General features: G+C 37.4%; 15 protein-coding genes and 1 riboswitch. Of the genes, 12 read left to right on the top strand and 3 right to left on the bottom strand.

From position 1 onward, the window contains the following. Positions 1 to 5: 5 nt before the first annotated feature. The gene (locus IGM04_RS09145; protein ID WP_002359774.1) at positions 6 to 1,205 is read left to right on the top strand and encodes a pyridoxal phosphate-dependent aminotransferase; all 1,200 of its coding nucleotides are present in this window, start codon (positions 6 to 8) and stop codon (positions 1,203 to 1,205) included. 16 nt (positions 1,206 to 1,221) lie between these two features. After that, positions 1,222 to 2,574, top strand: coding sequence for an asparagine--tRNA ligase (gene asnS, locus IGM04_RS09140; RefSeq protein ID WP_002389963.1), 1,353 nt, complete (start codon positions 1,222 to 1,224; stop codon positions 2,572 to 2,574). A gap of 46 nt (positions 2,575 to 2,620) precedes the next feature. On the opposite strand, the gene IGM04_RS09135 is transcribed toward asnS, so the two are convergent. Continuing rightward, on the bottom strand, positions 2,621 to 3,580 hold the full coding sequence (locus IGM04_RS09135) for a Gfo/Idh/MocA family protein (RefSeq protein ID WP_086318065.1): 960 nt from the start codon (positions 3,578 to 3,580) through the stop codon (positions 2,621 to 2,623). A 166-nt stretch (positions 3,581 to 3,746) separates the two neighbouring features. On the opposite strand from IGM04_RS09135, the gene IGM04_RS09130 reads away from it, so the two are divergent. The 10 genes from IGM04_RS09130 (at position 3,747) to clpB (ending at position 14,473) form a co-directional block, all read left to right on the top strand. After that, positions 3,747 to 4,271: a hypothetical protein gene (locus tag IGM04_RS09130; protein WP_002382789.1), complete on the top strand. Its 525-nt coding sequence runs from the start codon at positions 3,747 to 3,749 to the stop codon at positions 4,269 to 4,271. A 59-nt stretch (positions 4,272 to 4,330) separates the two neighbouring features. Next, positions 4,331 to 4,510, top strand: a complete 180-nt coding sequence (locus IGM04_RS09125) for a hypothetical protein (RefSeq protein ID WP_002384259.1) — start codon at positions 4,331 to 4,333, stop codon at positions 4,508 to 4,510. Positions 4,511 to 4,609: 99 nt separating this feature from the next. Continuing rightward, positions 4,610 to 5,251, top strand: coding sequence for a glycoside hydrolase family 73 protein (locus IGM04_RS09120; protein WP_002366997.1), 642 nt, complete (start codon positions 4,610 to 4,612; stop codon positions 5,249 to 5,251). Between the two features lie 19 nt (positions 5,252 to 5,270). Continuing rightward, positions 5,271 to 5,957, top strand: coding sequence for a hydrolase (locus tag IGM04_RS09115; RefSeq protein WP_002356802.1), 687 nt, complete (start codon positions 5,271 to 5,273; stop codon positions 5,955 to 5,957). Positions 5,958 to 6,103: 146 nt separating this feature from the next. Then, a riboswitch (purine riboswitch) is annotated at positions 6,104 to 6,201 on the top strand. A 154-nt stretch (positions 6,202 to 6,355) separates the two neighbouring features. Continuing rightward, positions 6,356 to 6,937, top strand: coding sequence for a xanthine phosphoribosyltransferase (locus IGM04_RS09110; RefSeq protein WP_002356804.1), 582 nt, complete (start codon positions 6,356 to 6,358; stop codon positions 6,935 to 6,937). A gap of 2 nt (positions 6,938 to 6,939) precedes the next feature. Beyond that, positions 6,940 to 8,259, top strand: coding sequence for a nucleobase:cation symporter-2 family protein (locus IGM04_RS09105; RefSeq protein ID WP_002382793.1), 1,320 nt, complete (start codon positions 6,940 to 6,942; stop codon positions 8,257 to 8,259). A gap of 327 nt (positions 8,260 to 8,586) precedes the next feature. Further along, entirely contained in the window at positions 8,587 to 9,702 is a 1,116-nt protein-coding gene (purK, locus tag IGM04_RS09100; RefSeq protein ID WP_002394696.1) for a 5-(carboxyamino)imidazole ribonucleotide synthase, read from the top strand. 42 nt (positions 9,703 to 9,744) lie between these two features. Further along, positions 9,745 to 11,040 (top strand): adenylosuccinate lyase, encoded by a 1,296-nt coding sequence (gene purB, locus IGM04_RS09095; protein WP_033594502.1) that lies wholly within the window; start codon positions 9,745 to 9,747, stop codon positions 11,038 to 11,040. A gap of 183 nt (positions 11,041 to 11,223) precedes the next feature. Next, on the top strand, positions 11,224 to 11,595 hold the full coding sequence (locus IGM04_RS09090) for a DoxX family protein (protein ID WP_086318066.1): 372 nt from the start codon (positions 11,224 to 11,226) through the stop codon (positions 11,593 to 11,595). Between the two features lie 271 nt (positions 11,596 to 11,866). After that, positions 11,867 to 14,473: an ATP-dependent chaperone ClpB gene (gene clpB / locus IGM04_RS09085; protein ID WP_002362158.1), complete on the top strand. Its 2,607-nt coding sequence runs from the start codon at positions 11,867 to 11,869 to the stop codon at positions 14,471 to 14,473. Positions 14,474 to 14,507: 34 nt separating this feature from the next. On the opposite strand, the gene IGM04_RS09080 is transcribed toward clpB, so the two are convergent. Then, the gene (locus IGM04_RS09080; RefSeq protein WP_002362157.1) at positions 14,508 to 14,987 is read right to left on the bottom strand and encodes a nucleoside 2-deoxyribosyltransferase; all 480 of its coding nucleotides are present in this window, start codon (positions 14,985 to 14,987) and stop codon (positions 14,508 to 14,510) included. Between the two features lie 23 nt (positions 14,988 to 15,010). Further along, on the bottom strand, positions 15,011 to 16,231 hold the full coding sequence (locus tag IGM04_RS09075; RefSeq protein WP_002356813.1) for a GNAT family N-acetyltransferase: 1,221 nt from the start codon (positions 16,229 to 16,231) through the stop codon (positions 15,011 to 15,013). Positions 16,232 to 16,361: the final 130 nt, after the last annotated feature.

Here is a 16,361-nt window from a genome sequence, read left to right as displayed (position 1 = left end):
GGTGTATGAACGTATCAAATCGAGCACAGCAATTGACTCCTTCTGTTACATTAGCAGCTGCCGCCAAAGCAAAAGCATTAAAAGCAAAAGGTGTAGATGTTTTAAGCTTAACGGTTGGGGAACCAGATTTTGTAACCCCGAAAAATATTCAAAAAGCAGCAATTGCTTCAATTGAGGATGGAAGAGCAAGTTATTACACACCTTCTGGCGGCATTCCTGAATTAAAGCAAGCAATTGTCTCTTATGTGGAACGAGAATATCAACTTCGTTATCAACCCAAGCAAGTTATTGTGACAGATGGTGCCAAATATGCGCTGTATCTATTATTTCAAGCCATTTTGAACGTTGGGGACGAAGTGATTATCCCTGTCCCTTATTGGGTAAGTTATGGTGAACAAGTCAAGTTAGCAGAAGGCAAGCCAGTATTTGTATCAAGCACGCAAGAGCAATCATTTAAAGTGTCAGTCGCACAATTAGAAGCTGTACGAACGGACAAAACAAAAGCAATCATTTTAAATTCACCATCTAACCCAACTGGTGTTATTTATACGGAAGAAGAATTACGCCAAATTGGTGAATGGGCAGTTGCTCATAATATCCTCATTATTGCAGATGATATTTATGGTCGTTTGGTGTACAATGGACATCGGTTCACACCAATTGCAACCATCTCAGAAGCAATTCGTCAACAGACAATCATTATTAATGGTGTTTCCAAAACATATGCAATGACAGGCTGGCGCATTGGTTTTGCAGTCGGGGATGAAAAAATTATTCAAGCAATGACACAACTCGCTTCACAATCCACCAGTAATCCAGTCGCAGTTAGCCAATATGCGGCAATTGAGGCTTTAACAGGTGAACAGTCGACAGTTGAAGACATGCGTCAGGCCTTTGAAAAACGCCTGAATCATATCTATCCAAAAGTAGCAGCTTTGCCAGGTGTTTCGCTAATAAAACCTGAAGGCGCCTTTTATCTATTCCCGAATGTCAAAAAAACGTTAGAAATTTGTGGGTATGATAACGTGACTAATTGGGTGGAAGATTTATTACAAGAAGCGCATGTTGCTCTGGTAACGGGAGAGGGCTTTGGTGCACCAGAACATGTGCGGATGAGCTATGCGACAGATTTAATGACGTTAGAAAAAGCGATTGAGCGAATGAATGACTTTATAGAAAAGAAACGAATTCAGCACAACGCCTAAAAGAATAAACTAAGAAATGAACGGAGAGACAAACGTGGAACAAATTCAAATTATTGATTCAAACAAACATGTTGGAGAAACAGTAAAAATTGGCGCTTGGATTGCTAACAAACGCTCAAGCGGAAAAATTGCCTTTTTACAATTACGTGACGGGACAGCCTTTTTCCAAGGTGTCGTGTTCAAACCAAACTTCATTGAAGTCTTTGGTGAAGAAGCTGGTACAGAAAAATTCCAAGAAATTAAACATTTATCACAAGAAACAGCAGTCATGGTTACTGGTGTTATCAAAGAAGATAGCCGTTCTAAATTCGGCTATGAAATGGATATCACTGATTTAGAAGTCGTTGGCGCTTCAGAAGATTACCCAATCACGCCGAAAGAACACGGCACAGATTTCTTAATGGATCATCGTCATTTATGGTTACGTTCAAGCAAACAACATGCAATCATGTTAGTTCGTAACGAAATTATTCGTGCTACTTACGAGTTCTTTAACGAACAAGGATTCATTAAAATTGATAGCCCAATTTTAACAGGCTCAGCACCAGAAGGCACAACAGAATTATTTGAAACAGATTACTTCGGACAACCAGCATTCTTATCACAAACAGGTCAATTATATGCAGAAGCTGGTGCGATGGCATTTGGAAAAGTCTTTACTTTTGGACCAACCTTCCGTGCGGAAAAATCCAAAACTCGTCGTCACTTAACGGAATTCTGGATGATTGAACCAGAAATGGCATACACAACTCATGAAGAATCACTAGATATTCAAGAAGCCTACGTAAAACATTTAATTAAATCAGTATTGAAAAATCAACAATATCCATTGGATGTTTTAGAACGTGATACAGCGTTACTGGAAAAATATGTTTCGGAACCATTCAAACGTATTACTTACGATGATGCGATTGAGTTATTACAAAAAGAAGAAGCAAACAATGATTATGATCACATTGAATGGGGCGAAGACTTTGGTAGCCCACATGAAACCTTTATTTCAAATTACTATGGCGTTCCAACATTCATTTTAAATTATCCAAAAGCAATTAAAGCCTTCTATATGAAACCACATCCAACACGTGAAGATGTTGTAATTTGTGCCGATTTAATTGCGCCAGAAGGTTATGGTGAAATTATCGGTGGTTCAGAGCGTGCAACTGATTATGATTATTTGAAAGAAAAAGTAGCTGAGTTTGGCTTATCTGAAGAAGAATACAGCTGGTATTTAGATTTACGTAAATACGGTTCTGTGCCACATTCTGGCTTCGGATTAGGTTTAGAACGTGCTGTTACGTTCATTACTGGTAATGAACATATTCGTGAAGCGATTCCGTTCCCACGTATGTTAAACCGTATTTATCCATAGAGAACAAATAAAAAAGAGAACTTCAGCAAAAGCCGAAGTTCTTTTTTTAATTCTGCCATAATTTTTGCATCTGGTCCAAAATATCAATGACTTCTGTCGTGAAAAATAAGGAGCGGTTGGGTTGTGTACCTTTGATTGCTTCAACCATATTGTAGATTTCGTAATTCATGGCTTCAGCTGAGTACCCAGAAACGATGGTCTCAACCGTACCGTCATTGTAGTGAATAATCGCTTCATCTGCGCGTGGATAATCTGTAATGGTAATATAGGCATCTTCAAAAGCAACAATTCCTTGCTTTGGCATTTTTGCTTGGAATGTTAATGAAATAGTCGCCAACTCATTTTCTTTATTCCGAAGCAATGTCACCGATTGTTCATCAACGCCAGTAGAGAAGGGAACCATGCTAGAAGCTAAAACGTCTGGCTGTGAGCTGAGAAACCAACGAGCAAACGAAACCGCATAAGTACCAATATCTAACAATGCGCCGCCTGCTAAGTCAGGATTAAAAAAGCGATTTTTAGGATCGGGTTCTTTGTAACTTCCAAATGGTGCTTGAATCATTTTTAACTGACCAAATTTGCCAGCATCCATCAAGCGACGTAATTCGTCGTATAGTGGCATGTTAAAAATAGTCATGGCTTCTGCTAAAATAAGGTCATTTTTTTCTGCAACTGCCAAGGCTTGTTTTAATTCTGCCGCGTTCATCGTAATAGCTTTTTCACACAACACATGTTTTCCGGCCTGGAGCGCTTTTAAAATGTGTTCAGCATGTTGTTTATTTGGCACTGCTATATAGACAACATCGATTGTTTCATCTGCTAGCAATTCTTCATAAGAACCATAGGCTTTAGGGATTGAATAATCAGCGGCAAATTGTTCTGCTTTAGACAATGTCCGTGAAGCAACAGCTGCAAGTTGGCTAGTTTCTTGTTTAAACGTTGAAGCAAATTCGTGGGCAATCCCACCTAATCCTACGATGCCCCATTGATATAATTTTTTTGTCAAAAGAAGTCCTCCTAATCTATGCAATTTCTTCAAATCTTCTTCATTATTTATTATACTGTAAACAAGAGAAATTAGAAAACAAGGACAATTTTGTAAATATGATAAAATCCAGAGATAAAAAGATGCTTTTTTTAGAGAATTTCAGTAAAATAGAAAATGGAGGCGAATGATTATGCATCAAGTTTATGTAGATATTATTGTTGACGCAATTATTGAACAGTACCAAACAGAAGAAAATTTTTACTCCGCTTATCAAATTCAAGCAGCCGATTGGCAAGCTTGGAAAGAAGGCCAATTTGGTTTGGACAATGAAGTCATGCAAAAAATTAAGAATTTATTTACGGATTATGAGTGGATGCTGACTCAAAAAATACTCCGCCAAACCATCTTATTTCCGGAAAAACGTAACCTAGCTGTTTCGGAATATAAACGGTTAAAAACAACAATTGCCAAAAAATGGTTACAATCTGATTTGGGCGTTGTAGAATTGATTCCTAATAATAAACAGGAACAAGAAATTGCTGCTGGTTATATTGATTTGAAAGTGACGCTGGCCTATGGCGAATGGGGTTTTGATGATATTATTACATTCCGGTTACCAGCTACGATTCAACGACAATTGGAAGGTTCAAAAGTTGAATTATTAGATTGGGTCAATGAAAATCTGATGGATACTTACGTAGGTGAATAACGAATAGGAAGGATGGTCTTTTGAAATACACAATTGCTGGGATTTTATCTGTGATTATTATGTTTGGTGCGGTAATTTTTGTCTTTTTTGGCAAAAAGCCAGTTGAAGAATCTGTTCACACATCAACTGAAACAACAGTGAAATCATCCACTAAAATTTCTGAAAGTAGTACAGTTTCTTCAACTGCTACCACTGAATCAAGTACTGAAATCACGAGCGTAAGCAGTGATGAAAGTTGATAATTTTCTGTGAAAATGATACAATTATTCGGTTATAGTAACAAATGAAATCAATCACGAAAGTGAAAGATAGTGAAACATTTTATCGGAAAATAAAAGATGAAGTGGGGAATTAATGAAGTGAGCAACTATCAGAAAAAAAGAAAAAAGCAGCTGAATTTGCCAAAGTTATTCTTAGGCGTAGTTGTCGTCGGTTTGGCCTTTGTCTTTTCGTTATCTGTCCTTTCTGATTCAGATAAGGGACAAAGCGAGTCAGTCAATCGCCAAAATGAAAACATCTCAAAAGAAGAATTTGTTGCTGAAATCACACCGTATGCACGTGAATTACAAGAATCTTACGGGGTATTACCAAGTATTATTATGGGGCAAGCAGTTTTAGAATCTAATTTTGGACAAAGTCAATTAGCATCGAAATATAACAATCTTTTTGGGATTAAAGCATATGGCAATCAACCAAAAGTCAATTTAGAAACAAAAGAGTATGTCAATGAGGTCTGGATTACGATTCAGGGTGATTTTCGAGTTTATGACAATTGGGAAGAATCCATGCGAGATCATACCAAGTTATTTGTTGATGGGGTCGATTGGGATCCAAATTTATATGAAAAAGTCTTGTTAGCCAAAAATTATAAAGAGGCTGCACAAGCGCTTCAAGATGCTGGATACGCAACGGATCCTACATACGCTGATAAGATCATTCATGTAATTGAAGAATACAATTTAAATAAATACGACCGTTAAGCATGGAGGAACGATGACAATGAGCGAAAAGTGGATTCCAGAAATTATGACGCCGCTGAAACAAGATATTGTAAAAATGCCAGAGATTATTCGGCAAGCCAGTGGCATTAAAATTTTTGGCCGTAAAATAAAATCAATTATTTTTACGACAGATATTGCGATTATCCGCAATACGGATGCACAGGCAGTGATTGCTGTATACCCTTTTACACCGCATCCAGCGATTACAAAAGGCATTATTGAAGCAGCGGATATTCCTGTCTTTTCAGGAGTCGGCGGCGGTTTAACGCAAGGCATGCGTTCTGCTTATATGAGTTTATTTGCAGAAGCACAAGGCTCAATGGGTGTCGTTTTGAATGGTCCTACACCAATTGAAACAATTAAAATGGTGGATGAAGCAATCGATATTCCTATTATCAGTACAGTAACTTCTATTCATACGCCAATTGATGAAAAACTTGCGGCTGGCGTGGATATGATTAATATCAGTGCAGGAAAAGACACTGCAGCCACCGTACGCTATTTCCGTGGCAAGTATCCAGAATTACCGATTATTGCAACAGGAGGACCAACTGAATCGAGTATTCATGAAACCATTATCGCCGGAGCGAATGCTATTACATATACGCCCCCTAGTAACGGTGAATTATTCAGCAAAAAAATGAAAAAATATCGTGAACAAGAAAAAGCAACCGATGAAGAATAAAAAACGCTTTGGCAGTCTATCCTGCCAAAGCGTTTTTGGCTATTTAATGTTCGCTTTTACGGAACAATGGAAGAATGAACCAATTATTTGAAAATTCTAATGAAAAAAAGTTGTTAAACCATTGAAAGTTAGAGATTTTTGTACTATCCTAGAGAAACATAGAAGCTTGTATAAGGTCAAAATACGGTTGACCGTCTCTACCCAGCACCGTAAATGCTGGTCTATAAGTGAAGAAGAGCGGATAGCCCTTTTTTGCTTTGGCAAAATGGGCTTTTTTCTTTTGTTAGAACACGAATATAAATAGCACTTTGTTTTATTTCGTTCGTTTTTAACGAACCGTCCTTTCCTCAGGATGAGAACAAAGCATCTATCGAAAAATAAGTAAAGGAGTTCATATTGTGAAGGAATTAGTCGAACGTATTAAAAATGATGGTCGTGTATTAGGTGAAGGTGTTTTAAAAGTAGATAGTTTTATTACGCACCAAGTGGATCCAGAATTAATGGAGGCTATGGGTAATCGTTTTGCTGAGGTTTTCGCAGAAGCAGGCATTACCAAAGTAATTACAATTGAAGCATCAGGAATCGCTCCTGCCTTATACGCAGCGCAAAAATTAGGTGTGCCAATGATCTTCGCTCGTAAGGCAAAAAGTTTAACCATGGATGAAGAGCTCTTAACAGCTTCAGTTTATTCATTTACAAAACAAGTGACAAGTCAAATTTCCATTTCAAGAAAATTTTTATCTGATGCTGATAAAGTGTTGATTATTGATGACTTTTTAGCTAACGGACAAGCTGCCAAAGGATTGGTAGAATTATGCCAACAGGCTGGTGCAAAGGTTGAAGGAATTGGTATCGTAATTGAAAAATCATTCCAAGATGGTCGTCAGTTATTAGAAGACATGGGCTTAAATGTAGTCTCTTTAGCACGTATTGCTTCATTAAGTGAAGGAACGGTGACGTTTTTAGAGGAGGATGCATAATCTTGGAAACAAAACAATTGAATACACCACAACAGACGGAAACACCAAATGGGAAAGCCGCCGTTTTAGGATTGCAACATTTATTAGCGATGTATGCTGGAGCAGTTGCCGTACCTTTATTAATCGGAACCGGCTTGAATTTTGATTCGCAACAAATGACGTATTTGATTTCAATCGATATTTTTATGTGCGGCGTTGCGACACTTTTACAATTAACGGTGAATAAGTTTTTTGGGATTGGCTTGCCAGTCGTTTTAGGTTGTGCCATTCAAGCAGTTGCACCTTTAATCATGATTGGTACGAACAAAGGGGTTGGTGCCATTTACGGTTCAATTATTGCTTCGGGCATTTTTGTCGTTCTTATTGCAGGATTTTTCTCAAAAATTAAACGTCTATTTCCGCCTTTAGTCACCGGCACAGTCATTACAGTTATTGGTTTGACCTTAATTCCTGTTGCTGTTGAAAAAATGGGTGGCGGCTTAGCAACGGACAAAAGTTTTGGTGATCCTAAAAACTTGCTCCTCGCATTTGTAACAATTGCCTTAATCATTGTTGTGCAAGTTTGGGGACGTGGCTTTATCAAGTCAATTGCCGTGTTAATCGGCCTAGTCGGCGGCACAATTTTAGCTGCGTTTCTGGGATTAGTGGATTTATCTCCTGTTGGTCAAGCTACGTGGTTTCATTTTCCACAGCCATTTTATTTTGGCAAACCAACGTTTGATCTTTCTTCTATTGTGTTGATGATTATTATTTCAATTGTTAGTATGGTTGAATCAACAGGTGTTTATTTTGCCTTAGGAGATATTACAGGGAAGAAAATTGGCGAAGATGATTTACGTCGTGGGTATCATGCAGAAGGTTTAGCCGTCATTTTAGGGGGGATTTTTAATACGTTTCCTTATACAGGTTTCTCTCAAAATGTCGGGTTAGTTCAATTATCTGGGATCAAAACACGTCGACCAATTTATTTTTCTGCTTTTTTCTTAATTATTTTAGGCTTATTACCAAAAATTGGTGCGATGGCCCAAATTATCCCAGAGCCAGTTTTAGGCGGCGGAATGCTGGTTATGTTTGGAATGGTGGCTGTCCAAGGAATGCGCATGTTGTCAAAAGTTGACTACTCAAATGACAAAAATTTATTAATTATTGCCATCTCGATTGGCTTTGGTTTAGGCTTTAATATTATGCCGACGCTCTTTAATAAAGTACCAGAAACTGTTAGCATGTTTACTGGTAATGGAATTGTCATGAGCAGCATTACCGCAATTATTTTAAATCTTTTATTCAATGGTTTAAAAGAAACCTCAGAAAGTAACGAATAGTTTCAAAAAAGTATGATAGATAAGGTCAGGTGGCTTTTCTTTCATACTTTTTTGACCTCATCATCGTTTAGAAAAATTTAATGTTTTCATCCATTTGAAGAGAAAAAGAGAAAAAAGCTTGGTTACAAAGAGACGAGTAGTAAGTTACCGCTGTTTTATCCTAAAGTATGTTAATAAATTCTGATGAGAAAACCTAAGGGAAACACTGCTGGCACTTGAAGTTGAGCCTTTTTCCTTGTATCATGTAAAAAGAGCACTCTTAAAGGCTAGACTGCGACGAGAAACCGCAGAAGGATTTTAAGGATAAAACTGTGATGGAAAGTTGTGATGAACTTGGATAAACCACTATTACCTGGTCAAGTGATTGGTATCATTGGTGGCGGACATTTAGCAAAAATGATGGCCCTTAGTGCAAGAGAAATGGGGTTTCGAGTGGGTGTGCTAGATCCACAAATTGATTGTCCTGCTGCACAAGTTGCCGATTGGCAATTATTAGGAGCATATAATGATCCTGAAGCGTTAGAGAAATTGGCAAAACGTGCCCAAGTGATTACGTATGAATTTGAACATGCAGATGTTGATGCGTTAACAGCGATTCAACATTTAGCGAATATACCACAAGGAACAGACATTTTAGCGATTACGCAAGATCGCTTAATGGAAAAAAGTTTCCTGGAAGATAATAATATTGTGATTGCACCTTATGCAACGATTGTTAGTCCGACTGATATTCAAGAAGCAATTGATGGCATTGGTTATCCGTGTATCTTGAAGAATACGCGAGGGGAAGGTCGTTATGTACTACATAGTACTTCAGACTTAGCGCCATCCATGAATCTTCTGAGAGAAGGAACCTGTGTCTTGGAAGCTTGGATTCCTTACGAAAAAGAATTATCTGTTCTGATTTCTGGTAATGGTCGTGGCGAATTTGCGACATTTCCAGTTGTGGAAACAATTAAAAAAGAGCGTAAGCTACATGAAACGATTGCGCCAGCCCGAATTGATGAAGAAGTCAGTGGTGAGTTGCAACGAATTGCTAAGGTGATTGCTAAAGCAGTTGGTTTAGTCGGCACCCTTTCAATTGAAATGTTTTATACAGAAACAGGCGGGATTTATGTAAATAAAATTTTACCTCGTCCAGAAGATGCTGGGAATTTTTCAATAGATGCTTGTTCTTTTAGCCAATATGATACGCATATTCGTGGTTTATGTAATTGGCCAATGCCAACGATTCAACTGTTGTCTGAAGCAGTCACGGTCAATGTGCTTGGAAATGAGGCCTATGAAACGATGGACATTATTAATGAACATCCAGATTGGCATTTCCACTATTATGGCCACAGTGAAGCAAAAGCGCAACGAGCGATGGGGCATATTACTATATTAACCAAAGAAATCGATGAAACACTGGAAGAAATTAAAGAAACAAAGATTTGGTCGTAATTATTTTTCAAAAATTGAGGAGTAAAGAGGGGATAAGGTACAATGATTGATCGTTATACAAGACCCGAAATGGGCGCAATTTGGACAGATGAGAACCGCTACAAGGCATGGCTAGAAGTTGAAATTTTGGCGGATGAAGCTTGGGCAGAACTTGGCGAAATTCCTAAAGAAGATGTACAAAAAATCCGAGAAAATGCATCATTTGATGTTGCACGTATTTTAGAAATTGAAGCAGAAACACGTCATGATGTTGTCGCTTTTACTCGTGCTGTTTCAGAAACGCTTGGTGAAGAGCGAAAATGGGTGCACTATGGGTTAACCAGCACAGATGTTGTGGATACTGCCTATGGTTATCTATTGAAACAGGCGAATGATATTTTACGGAAAGATTTACAAACATTTACGGAGATTGTCGGAGCCAAAGCCAAAGAGTATAAACATACGGTCATGATGGGAAGAACGCATGGTGTTCATGCAGAACCTACTACATTTGGTTTGAAATTAGCGTTGTGGTATTCTGAAATGAAACGCAACATTGAACGTTTTGAACATGCAGCCAAAGGTGTCGAAGCGGGTAAAATCAGTGGAGCCGTAGGTACCTTTGCCAATATTTCACCATTTGTTGAAGAATATGTTTGCGAACATTTGGGGATCCGTGCTCAAGAGATTTCGACACAAGTTTTACCACGTGATTTACATGCAGAATATGTTTCTGCCATGGCATTAATTGCGACAAGTATTGAAAAATTTGCAACAGAAATTCGTGGTCTACAAAAATCAGAAACACGTGAAGTAGAAGAATTTTTTGCAAAAGGACAAAAAGGATCTTCGGCAATGCCGCATAAACGGAATCCAATTGGTTCTGAAAATATGACTGGTTTGGCACGTGTGATTCGTGGTCATGTCATTACTGCCTTTGAAAATGTGAGTTTATGGCATGAACGAGATATTTCTCACTCGTCTGCTGAACGGATTATTATTCCCGATACGACGATTTTGCTAAATTACATGTTGAATCGTTTTGGTAATATTGTCAAAAACTTAACGGTCTTCCCAGAAAATATGAAGCATAACATGGATGCGACCTATGGACTAATTTATAGCCAACGTGTCTTGTTAAAATTGATTGACCATGGCATGACACGTGAAGAAGCGTATGATCTGGTCCAACCAAAAACAGCTTACGCATGGGATCATCAAACGGCGTTCCGTCCGTTGCTAGATGCGGATGAAAAAATTACATCTGTCTTATCAAAAGAAGAGCTAGATGATGCCTTTGATTACCATTATCATTTAAAAAATGTTGACACGATTTTTGAACGTGTTGGTTTAGGATAACAAGAAAGCGAGAAGAAGGATGATTCTTCTCGCTTTTCTCTTATAATGTTATAAACTGAAGGATTAAAAAACAAACGTATTGTTAAATACGTTTGTTTTTTTCTATACTTTTTTCGATTTATCCTTTATAATGTAACTTAAATGGTTACATTAACTATTTAATGCAAACAAAGGAGGAGAAGTATGGATAAACAACAGCGAGGCATTCAAGTGATTAGAATTTGGCTAGGGGTGACGATGCTAATTCATGGAGTGATGAAAGTAACGTCATTGGAAGATACTTTAGCGTTTTTTGCTAGTATTGGTTTGCCAAGTCTTTTTGTTTATGGTGTAGCAGCAATTGAATTAATTGGTGGAGTATTTATGATTATTGGCTTTTTAATTCCTTTGGTATCAGTAGGATTCATAGCAGTTTTAGTCGGAGCTATTTTTTCTTTTGGTTTGGCAAGTGGTTTTAGTGGTTATGAGTACGAATTATTTTTAGCGATAACCAGTTTGGCTATTTTGGTTAGCTATGCCGATAAAAAGTATCTTACGTTAAAACTTTATTTTTAATAAATCAAAGCAATAAAGAGTTGGTCAAACTAGTTGTGATTGCGAAAAAAGCCCTAAAACAGTGATATTTAGTTGTTTTAGGTTTTTTTTATCAAAAAAGGTCAAAAAAGGTCAATTTATTTATTGACCTTTACTGACCAATGGGGTATAATAAATTTATAAGGTTTACGAATACCTTAACTTTTGAAGAAATCCATCAAAAGTCGGATAATAATAATTGTAAAGAATGTTAAAATAAAAAAGACAAAATAATAAACGGGAGGGATCGTTTATGAATATTGAAAAAATGACAACCACGCTTCAAGAGGCGATTGCTGAAGCTCAAAAAGTTGCGGTGACACGGCAACATCAAGAAATTGATATCGCCCATTTATGGAAAATTTTTCTTCAACCAAACCATTTTGGACGTAATTTTTACACAGATGCTGGTTTAGATGTTGACGCATTTGAACGAGAAGTAGATAACGCGTTAGATGAATATCCAAGTGTGGCGGGCGGTAATGTGCAATATGGTCAAAATTTAAGTCAAAATTTGTTCCATTTATTGCAAGAAGCTGATTCACTTCGAGAAGAATTCCAAGATGAATTTTTATCAACCGAAATTGTACTTTTAGCTTTAATGAAATTGAAAAATTATCGTTTAACAAAATATTTAATGCAACAAGGCATTACGGAAAAAGAGTTAAGAAAAAATATTGAAGAGATGAGAGGAGGAGATCGTGTGACTTCTCAAAACCAGGAAGAACAATATAAAGCACTAGAAAAATACGGTGTTGACTTAGTACAACAAGTAAAAGCAGGAAAACAAGATCCAATCATTGGTCGTGACGAAGAAATTCGTGACGTTATTCGGATTTTATCAAGAAAAACTAAAAATAATCCAGTCTTAATTGGTGAACCAGGTGTTGGTAAAACAGCGATTGTTGAAGGATTAGCACAACGAATCGTTCGTAAAGATGTTCCCGAAAACTTAAAAGATAAAACCATTTTTTCTTTAGATATGGGTGCCTTAATTGCGGGAGCAAAATTCCGTGGCGAATTTGAAGAACGGTTAAAAGCTGTTTTAAAAGAAGTGAAAAAAAGTGATGGCAAAATCATTTTATTCATTGATGAAATTCATAATATCGTCGGAGCTGGTAAAACTGAAGGCAGTATGGACGCTGGGAATTTATTAAAACCGATGCTAGCACGTGGTGAATTGCATTTAATCGGTGCCACAACGCTTGATGAATATCGCCAATATATGGAAAAAGATAAAGCCTTAGAACGTCGTTTCCAAAAAGTATTAGTCAAAGAACCAACAGTAGAAGATACAATTTCTATTTTGCGTGGCTTAAAAGAACGATTTGAAATTCACCACGGCGTGAATATTCATGACAATGCTTTAGTTGCTGCCGCTACTTTATCCGATCGCTATATTACTGATCGTTTCTTACCAGATAAAGCGATTGACTTAGTCGATGAAGCAAGCGCAACGATTCGAGTGGAAATGAATTCGATGCCAACAGAGCTCGATCAAGTAACACGTCGGTTAATGCAACTAGAAATTGAAGAAGCGGCCTTGAAAAAAGAATCAGATGATGCAAGTAAAAAACGGTTAGCCAACTTGCAAGAAGAATTAGCAGATTTGCGTGAAGAAGCCAACTCAATGAAAATGCAATGGGAAACGGAAAAAGAAGAAGTTAATGCGGTTTCCAACAAACGTGCAGAGATTGATAAAGCAAAACACGAATTAGAAGATGCTGAAAATAATTATGATTTAGAACGAGCTGCTGTTTTGCGTCATGGAACAATTCCGCAATTAGAACATGAATTGAAAGAATTGGAAGAAAAGAACGCTAAAGATAACGTCAAAATGGTACAAGAATCGGTTACTGAAAACGAAATTGCGCAAGTGGTCGGTCGTTTAACTGGCATTCCTGTGACAAAATTAGTTGAAGGCGAACGAGAAAAATTAATGAAACTGAATGAAACATTACACAAACGTGTGATTGGTCAAGATGAAGCCGTCGATGCTGTTAGTGATGCGGTAATTCGTTCAAGAGCAGGCTTACAAGATCCAAATCGCCCACTTGGTTCGTTCCTTTTCCTAGGACCAACTGGTGTTGGTAAAACAGAACTTGCTAAAGCTTTAGCTGAAGATTTGTTTGATTCTGAAGATCATATGGTACGGATTGACATGAGTGAATACATGGAAAAACATGCCGTGTCTCGTTTGGTTGGTGCCCCTCCAGGCTATATTGGTTATGAAGAAGGTGGCCAGTTAACAGAAGCTGTTCGTCGAAACCCTTATACAATTGTCTTATTAGACGAAATTGAAAAAGCGCACCCAGATGTCTTTAATATCTTATTACAAGTTTTAGATGATGGTCGTTTGACAGATTCTAAAGGTCGGGTCGTTGATTTTAAAAATACAGTTTTAATTATGACAAGTAACATCGGCTCTCAGCTTTTATTGGAAGGTGTGACACCTGAAGGAACAATTCCAGAAGAAGTTGAAAATCAAGTCATGAATATTCTAAAAGGACACTTTAAACCAGAGTTCTTAAACAGAATTGATGATACTATTTTATTTACACCATTGAGCTTGGATAATGTGAAAGGAATCATTGGTAAAATGACCGCACAACTTGCTCATCGTTTAGAGCAACAAGAAATTGTGTTGGAAATCACTGATGAAGCTAAAACATGGATTGCTGAAAATGGGTATGAGCCAGCTTATGGAGCTCGTCCGTTAAAACGTTTCATTACTCGTGAAGTCGAAACACCATTAGCAAAAGAAATTGTTTCTGGTCGAGTAATGCCAAAAACAAAAGTCACGATTAGTCTATTAGACAATCAATTAGTTTTTGAAAATGAACCAATAGAAGAAGTATAAAAAAAGAACGAGCGAATTCGCTCGTTCTTTTTTATTATGACAATCGTTGCTTAATTTCTTCCAACAAATCCTCTTCTGAAGAAACAACCCGACCATTCAATTTAATCAAACCAACTGTATAAAGGTTTAAATAATGGAATTGATTTTCAGCGACTTCGTTCAAAGCATCAAGCTTTTGGTGATTATCAGCACCTTGTTGGCGGCTGTCTGTGTAAAGGGCAACCACCGGGATTCCTTTGGCATAAGCAACACCAATTTCGGAAGCTACGCCCGCATCAATGGTTGGACCGTCTAATAAAGCAACCAATAAATCGCTAGCAAGGACGTTTTCTGTATCTGCTAAGGCAATCATTTTACTATCGGCATAAGCAGATTTGTCGTTAATCGCCGCATTTTCTTGTGGTAAATAAAGATCGATTGTTTTATCCAATTGTCGAATTTGTTCGACTAAATAGGCATTATAACGTAAGTCAGCTTGCGAAAATAAAGGTCCTGCAAAATAAATTTTTGTCATTTGTCTGTCTCCAATCCAAGGGTTTAGAAATAATCACTGAAATAAGCTTCTTGGTCAGGAAAAATCCGTTCCAAAGAATTTAAAGTTTCTTTATCTGTATCAATACGTTCAATTCGATGTAAGTACGAAGGGCGTCGGTAATTCATGACTAAACAAGTTAGTGTTTGAATATCTAAGTGAACGGCGGTGCCTAGAGGTTCATCCGTAATGGTCACTTGATCATTTTCATCCCAAATTAAGCCAAAAATACCATTATTCCACTCAGCGACAGGATCTTTAACGACAAAATGGAATGGCTTAGCTGTACTTTCAAAAGGAAAGTTTTCTAAAAAGGCTTTGACATCAACAATTCGAGCCATATAATAGGGTTCAATGCTTTCTTTAATTTGGCTGTCTTCTAAAAGAAAGGCTAGTGGTTCGTTTTTATAGATATCGCCCTTGACCCAATAAACCATCGAAAAATGCGCAGTAATAAAATTCCACAAGCCATTTCGGGCTTCTTGGTTCAAGTAAAACATTTCCTTAATATGAAATACTTCATCAGCCACCCAATAGAAAAGTACTCCTAAAGGTTCTTGATTGGCACCATAATAGACAGCAGCAGTCCGTTCTTCCTCGTTTTCGAAACGCCAATATTCTTCCCAGTTGAAGGCACTACGAATGAGCGCGCCGTGATTTTGACGAGCGAATCGCGCATAGACATCAAAGACATCTGGGTGATCGACAGCTAACCGTTCAATCATTCCTGGAACAGGAACGGTTTTTGGTAATTGCGTATCCCGAATTTTAAAAGATAACTTGTCGGACATGATTTCCCAACCTTTACGTCGGTAATAAGGAATGTTGTAAGGGAAAAGATAAGAAATCCACTGTTTATCTTGGCGCATTTCTTCTAATGCCGTTTGAATCAAGTCTTTCATTAAACCGTGGTTGGCATATTCAGGATAGGTACCGACACCAGTAACGCCGCCCATTTTATACAAAGCACCATGGATATTGACTTCGCATGGATAGATAGCAATTTGTGAAATTAATTGATTTTCGTGAAACCAGCCAAATACTTTTGAAAGTTCTAAAATCGGTTGTTTTGATTTGATAAATGCGCGTTTGTTTTCAAAACCACTTTCTTCAATATCTGCTTCAGTCACTTGAAAAACATAGGAAAGAAGTTCATTAAATTGATCAATGTGTTCTTCCTCAACAGGCTTTAAGGTCAGTTGCTTTCGAAATTCTTGTTCATCCATTTTTCCATCTCCAATAAATTTACTATTTTTAGTATACCAAATTTTTCGAAACTCTGTTAGCCTTTCGAAACCAAAAGAATAAAAGGGAAGTGCTTTAAATCTTCTTCAAAAATTGGTATAATGAAAAGTG

Origin of the sequence: Enterococcus sp. DIV2385 (genome assembly GCF_051711925.1) — a bacterium.
GTDB lineage: Bacteria > Bacillota > Bacilli > Lactobacillales > Enterococcaceae > Enterococcus > Enterococcus faecalis.
The sequence above is the reverse complement of the archived record's forward strand: the minus strand, read 5'-3'. Positions and strand labels throughout refer to the sequence as shown.